The organism is Gordonia prachuapensis (assembly GCF_036350515.1).
Classification (GTDB): domain Bacteria; phylum Actinomycetota; class Actinomycetes; order Mycobacteriales; family Mycobacteriaceae; genus Gordonia; species Gordonia prachuapensis.
Genome location: NZ_JAZDUE010000016.1, coordinates 138,441 through 144,600 on the forward strand (window position 1 = coordinate 138,441; position 6,160 = coordinate 144,600).

A 6,160-nucleotide genomic window follows, 5' to 3' on the forward strand; every position below is an offset into this window, starting at 1 on the left:
TCATGACCGCCCACACCCCCGTGATCACCGAGATGCGGGTCATCCCGGTGGCGGGCCGGGACAGCATGCTGCTCAACCTGTCCGGCGCGCACGCCCCCTACTTCACCCGGAATCTGGTGATCCTCACCGACTCCGAGGGAAACCAGGGTGTCGGTGAGGTGCCCGGCGGAGAACCCATCCGGACCACCCTCGGCGACGCGCGTGACATCGTCGTGGGCCGCGGCATCGGCGCGTACAACGCCGTGCTGCAGGACATCCGACGCACGTTCGCCGACCGCGACCGCGCCGGGCGCGGCGACCAGACGTTCGACCAGCGGGTCACCATCCACGCGGTCACCGCGGTGGAGTCGGCGCTGCTCGACCTGCTCGGGCAACACCTGCAGGTCCCGGTGGCCGCGCTACTCGGCGAAGGCCAACAGCGTGAACGCGTTCCGGCGCTGGGGTACCTGTTCTTCGTCGGCGACCGGACCAAGACCACCCTCGACTACGCCGACGGCGCCGACGAGACCGACGACTGGCTGCGCCTGCGCCACCAGGAGGCGCTCGACGCCGACAGTGTGGTCGCCCTCGCCGAGGCCGCGCAGAAGCGGTACGGCTTCGCCGATTTCAAACTCAAGGGCGGCGTGCTCGCACCCGACGCGGAGGCCGACGTGGTGACCGCACTGGCCGAACGCTTCCCCGACGCGCGGGTGACGCTCGACCCGAACGGCGGGTGGCTGCTCGAGGAGGCCGTCGCGATCGGCCGTCGACTGCGTGGCGTGGTGGCCTACGCCGAGGACCCGGTCGGGCCCGAGGGCCGCTTCTCCGGTCGCGAGGTGATGGCGGAGTTCAAGCGCGCCACCGGGTTGCCGACCGCCACCAACATGATCGCGACTGACTGGCGCGAGATGGGACACACCATCCGGACGGGGGCCGTGGACATCCCGCTCGCGGATCCGCATTTCTGGACCATGGCCGGCTCGGTGCGGGTGGCGCAGCTCTGCGACGCCTGGGGTCTGACCTGGGGATCGCACTCCAACAACCACTTCGACGTGTCGTTGGCGATGTTCACCCATGTCGCGGCGGCCGCGCCCGGTGACATCACGGCGATCGACACGCACTGGATCTGGCAGGACGGGCAGCGGCTCACCGTGGAACCCTACGAGATCGTCGACGGGCATCTGAGTGTCCCGGACCGGCCGGGTCTCGGTGTGGACCTCGACATGGATCAGGTGGAGGCGGCTCACCAGCTGTACCTGTCGGAGGGACTCGGGGCCCGCGACGACGCGGTCGGCATGCAGTTCCTGATCCCCGACTGGGCGTTCGACAGCAAGCGTCCGGCGCTGGTCCGGAGCTGACAGCGGTGACGGACTACCTCAAGGTCGTCGTCGGCGAGCGAAATCTGTTGCCGCACCGCGACCTCCTGGTGTCACAGCTCCTCTCCGCGGACATCGAACTGTCGTGGCATGACCGGTTCGACGAAGATGCGCTGTCCCGAGATCTCGTCGACGCCGACGTGTATGTGGGCGGACGGGTGACGCCGGCGATGGCGCGGGCCGGCCGGGGGTTGCGGCTGATCCACGTGGCCGGGGCCGGCACCGACAAGGTCGCCTTCGGTGAACTGGGAGCGGACACGCAGGTCGCCAACACCTTTCATCACGAGGACTCGATCGCGGAGTACATCGTGGCGGCAACGGTGATGCTGCGGCGCGGCCTCATCGGCCAGGATGCGTCGCTGCGGCAGGGCGTGTGGGCGAGCTCGGTGTATCAGGACGGGGTGGCCCAACCGCCGACGATGCGTGGGGCCATGGTCGGCTACGTCGGTTTCGGGCACATCGGTCGCCGCACCGCGCAGCTGCTCACTGCGCTCGGAGCTCGCGGATGCGCGGTCACCGGCTCGGGCCGCGTCGCCGACGCCGCCGGCCTCGACTGGCACGGTGACACCGGGGACCTGGGACGGCTGATGAAGGAATCCGACATCGTGGTGGTGTCGGCGCCACTGACCGACGCGACGTCCGGGATGATCGGTTCCACAGACCTGGCCCAGCTCGGCCCCGACGGCATCCTCGTCAATGTCGGGCGCGGTCCGCTGGTGGTGGAGCGCGATCTCTACGAGGCGCTGCGCGACCGGACCATCGGCGGAGCGTCGCTCGACGTCTGGTACCGCTACCCGATGGGTGGCGACCACGCCGAACCGGCCGAACTGCCGTTCGCGGAGCTACCGAATGTCCTGATGACGCCGCATACGTCCGGCGTCACCCGCGACACCTTCGTAAGGCGGGTGCAAGACATCGCCGACAACATCCGTCGACTCGCCGAAGGACGGACGTTGCAGCGGATCGTGTGGCCGGTGAACAGGTGATCTGCCCACCCCGAGCGCGAGCACCGCGATCGCCATGACCAGCGCGATCGCCCCGGCGGCGGCGACCTGGGTGATCGTGGGGAAGTAGAACGCGACGACGGCCGGCGCGGCGAGGGTGATCATCAGCGGCAACGCCCGCAACCAGCGCGGCGGCACACCGCGGACCGTGCCGCGCCACGGGTCGGGCAGCAACACCCCGACCCCCACGACCAGCAGCGTCGAGATGATCACGTCGCTGGGCCGATGCCATCCGGCGGCGACCAGCACGAACTCGAGAACCGCAGCCCACGTCCCCACGACCGTTCCGACAAACGGCCGCAAAGCGGGGGGACTGGCGACCACCAACACGACGACCGCGGCGGTCACCGCGGCCGCGTGCCCGCTCGGCGCCGAATTCGCGGTCTCCGCGATCCAGGTGTGCAGTTGCGGGCGCGTCAGCACATGATCGCGCAGCAACTGCACGCCCAGCACCGTGACCGGCGCGAACGCCAGCAACATCGCCGTGACGCCGAGTTCGCGTCGCGCATCGGCGCGCGACGAGAAACGGCGGCATTGCACCAGCACGACGACGGCGCTCGCGATCACCACCCAGAGCAGTGGGCTGGACACGATCCCGATGTCGAGCAGGAACGGCATCTGATCGACCGGAGGCAACGCCCGGCACACGTCGAGCAGCCATTGATCGACGCGTTGACCGGGCGCCGTCCATACCGCGAGCACGAAAATCGCGGCGGAACAGACAAATGCGGCCATCACCATCGCTGCGCGTGAGAGGGAGGAACGGCGCGCAGCGATGGATCCGGTCACAGGAACGAATGTAGCCAGCAAAGCTGGGAACTCTCTGCAGGCAACCTGAGGAGTCTCGGTGTTGACTCAGATTCGCGGATCGTGCCCCGTCCGCGCAGTTCTGTGTACAGTCGTGCACAAGGTTCTGGGAGGTGTTCCGAATGGATCTGCTGAAGTGGAGCAAACGCCCGGCGGCCGACGTCGAGGCCAGAAAACCCGAGGTCAACATCGTGCGTGGGCTCATCGCCCGCGCCACCACCCCGCTGTTGCCCGACGACTACCTGCACCTCGTCAACCCACTGTGGTCGGCGCGTGAACTGCGCGGCCGCGTGGTCGAGGTGGTCCGCGAGACCGAGGACACCGCGACCGTCACCATCCGCACCGGCTGGGGTTTTCCGGCGTCCTACAAGGCGGGCCAGTACGTCGGCATCGGCCTGCAGGTCGGCGGCCGCTGGCACTGGCGGTCATACTCGCTGACCTCGATCGGCGACACCAGCGACAAGACCATCGCCATCACCGTCAAGGCCAACCCGGACGGCTTTCTGTCCACTCACCTCGTCGACGGCGTCAGCCCCGGCACGATCATCCGGCTCGCCGCGCCCAAAGGGGACTTCCACCTGCCCGAACCGCTGCCGGACAGCGCGCTGTTCCTCACCGCCGGCAGCGGCATCACCCCGGTCATGGCGATGCTGCGCTCGCTGCGGTCCCGCGACACCGTCCCCGACATCGTGCACGTCCATTCGGCCCCGACCCGAGACGACGTCATCTTTCTCGAAGAGCTCGAGAAGATGGACGCCGACGTCCTGTCCTATGATCTGCAGCTGCAGCTCACCCGCGAACACGGGAAGTTCGATCTTGACCAGCTCGACGCCGCGGTGCCCGATTGGCGGGACCGGCAGTGCTGGGCGTGCGGTCCCGTCGCCATGCTCGACACCGTCGAAGAGCGGTACGCCGAGGAGGGGCTGCGCGACCAGCTCCACATCGAACGTTTCGCCATCGCCCGGACCGATCACGGCGGCGAAGGCGGTACGGTGACTTTCTCGAAGTCTGGGAAGACTGTCGAGATAGACGGTGCCACCACGCTCCTTGAAGCAGGCGAGGAGCAGGGCATCCAGATGCCGTTCGGTTGCCGGATGGGTATCTGCCAAACCTGTGTCGTTCCGTTGGCCGGGGGCTATGTGCGCGATCTGCGCAGTGGCGAGGAACGTCGCGAAGGTGAACGAATCCAGACATGCATCAGCAGCGTGTCCGGAGAATGCACACTCGACCTCTAGGGGGCCAGATGGCCATCACCGACATCGACCGATACGCACATCTCACCGAGGCCGACATCGACGCGCTCGGCGCCGAACTCGACGCAATCAGACGCGACATCGAGGAGTCCCGGGGTCAGCGCGACGCCCGCTACATCCGTCGCACCATCACCGTGCAGCGCAGCCTCGCTGCCGGTGGTCGTCTCGCGCTGATGTTCAGCAACCGCAAGTCGGCGTGGATCGCCGGCACCGCCATGCTCTCGCTCGCGAAGATCATCGAGAACATGGAGTTGGGGCACAACGTCATGCACGGACAGTGGGATTGGATGAACGATCCCGAGGTCCACTCGTCGTCGTGGGAATGGGACACCACGTGCCCGAGCGTGCAGTGGAAGCACTCGCACAACTTCGTGCACCACAAGTACACCAATGTCGTCGGGATGGACGACGACGTGGGCTACGGCATCCTGCGGGTCACCCGCGACCAGCCGTGGGAATGGTGGATGGTCGGTAACCCCGTCTACAATCTCACTCTCGGCACGTTCTTCGAATACGGTGTGGCGCTGCATCATCTGGAGACGGAGAAGCTGCGGAAGAAGGAGAAGTCCTACCGGCAGGCGGCCAAGGATCTCCGCATCATCGGACGTAAGGTCGGCAAGCAGGCCGCCAAGGACTATCTCATCTTCCCCGCGCTGGCCGGCGCCAACTGGAAGCCGACGATTGCCGCGAACTTCACCGCCAACATCGTCCGTAACTACTGGGCGTACATGGTGATCTTCTGCGGCCACTTCCCCGACGGCGCGGAGAAGTTCACCGTCGAGGAATACGAGAACGAGGATCAGCCGCGCTGGTATCTGCGACAGATGTTGGGCTCGGCCAACTTCCGTGCCGGGCCGCTGATGCGGTTCATGAGCGGCAACCTCAGTCACCAGATCGAGCACCACCTGTTCCCCGACCTGCCCAGCAACCGGTACGAGGAGATCGGGGTCCGGGTACGGCAACTGTGCGACAAGTACGACCTGCCCTACACCACGGGTTCGCTTGCCCACCAGTACTTCCAGTCGTTCCGTACCATCGCGAAGCTGGCCGTGCCGAACGGCATGCTGAAGGCGACGTCCGACGACGCACCGGAGACCGCGTCCGAGTTGCGGTTCGCCGTCCGCGAGGGCATGGCGAACCACTTCGGGGTCGATCCGGAGACCGGCAAACGCCGCGGTCTGCGCACCGCCCTGCGTGAACTGAAGAACGCCCCGGTGCAGTCGGCGGCGTGACCCCTCCGATGATCGAGTAGCCCGGAGCGCTAGCGGAGGGCGTATCGAGATCTGGTGGGGTGCGGCTGGTTTCGATACGCGGCGGGCTCGCAGGCTCGCGCGCCGCTACTCAACCGGCGGGTGAACCAGGCCGGGCAGGTGGGTGACCCTCTCCGGTGATCGAGTAGCCCGGAGCGCTAGCGGAGGGCGTATCGAGATCTGGTGGGGTGCGGCTGGTTTCGATACGCGGCGGGCTCGCAGGCTCGCGCGCCGCTACTCAACCAGCGGGTGAACCAGGCGGGCTCGCAGGCTCGCGCGCCGCTACTCAACCAGCGGGTGAACCAGGCGGGCTCGCAGGCTCGCGCGCCGCTACTCAACCAGGCGGGTGGGTGTCCCCCTCCGGTGATCGAGACATCCCTGAAGGTTTGATGTCAAGCCGCGGCGGGGGTTTGGTCCTTCCATGCGGTGGCGGGGTCGTAGGGGATACCGCGGGCTAGGCAGCCATGGAGTATGCCGACGAGGCGGTTGGC

At 67.3% G+C, this 6,160-nt stretch carries 4 protein-coding genes and 1 pseudogene; 4 read left to right on the forward strand and 1 reads right to left on the reverse strand.

Translation table 11 applies throughout. From position 1 onward, the window contains the following. Positions 1-2: 2 nt before the first annotated feature. Positions 3-1,337: a glucarate dehydratase gene (gene gudD / locus V1Y59_RS18685; protein WP_330506460.1), complete on the forward strand. Its 1,335-nt coding sequence runs from the start codon at positions 3-5 to the stop codon at positions 1,335-1,337. Positions 1,338-1,342: 5 nt separating this feature from the next. Continuing rightward, on the forward strand, positions 1,343-2,341 hold the full coding sequence (locus tag V1Y59_RS18690; protein ID WP_330506461.1) for a 2-hydroxyacid dehydrogenase: 999 nt from the start codon (positions 1,343-1,345) through the stop codon (positions 2,339-2,341). Positions 2,342-2,545: 204 nt separating this feature from the next. Here V1Y59_RS18690 and V1Y59_RS18695 read toward each other — a convergent pair. Beyond that, positions 2,546-3,100, reverse strand: a pseudogene (locus tag V1Y59_RS18695) (phosphatase PAP2 family protein); the annotation flags it as partial. 188 nt (positions 3,101-3,288) lie between these two features. Here V1Y59_RS18695 and V1Y59_RS18700 point away from each other — a divergent pair. Further along, entirely contained in the window at positions 3,289-4,401 is a 1,113-nt protein-coding gene (locus V1Y59_RS18700) for a ferredoxin reductase (protein WP_330506463.1), read from the forward strand. A gap of 8 nt (positions 4,402-4,409) precedes the next feature. Next, the gene (locus V1Y59_RS18705; RefSeq protein ID WP_330506464.1) at positions 4,410-5,651 is read left to right on the forward strand and encodes a fatty acid desaturase family protein; all 1,242 of its coding nucleotides are present in this window, start codon (positions 4,410-4,412) and stop codon (positions 5,649-5,651) included. The last annotated feature ends 509 nt before the right edge of the window (positions 5,652-6,160 follow it).

Excerpts from the sequence above, each read along its gene's own strand:
- gudD (WP_330506460.1), top strand. The coding sequence starts at position 3 with ATGACCGCCCACACCCCCGTGATCACCGAGATGCGGGTCATCCCGGTG.
- V1Y59_RS18700 (WP_330506463.1), top strand. The coding sequence starts at position 3,289 with ATGGATCTGCTGAAGTGGAGCAAACGCCCGGCGGCCGACGTCGAGGCC.
- V1Y59_RS18705 (WP_330506464.1), top strand. The coding sequence starts at position 4,410 with ATGGCCATCACCGACATCGACCGATACGCACATCTCACCGAGGCCGAC.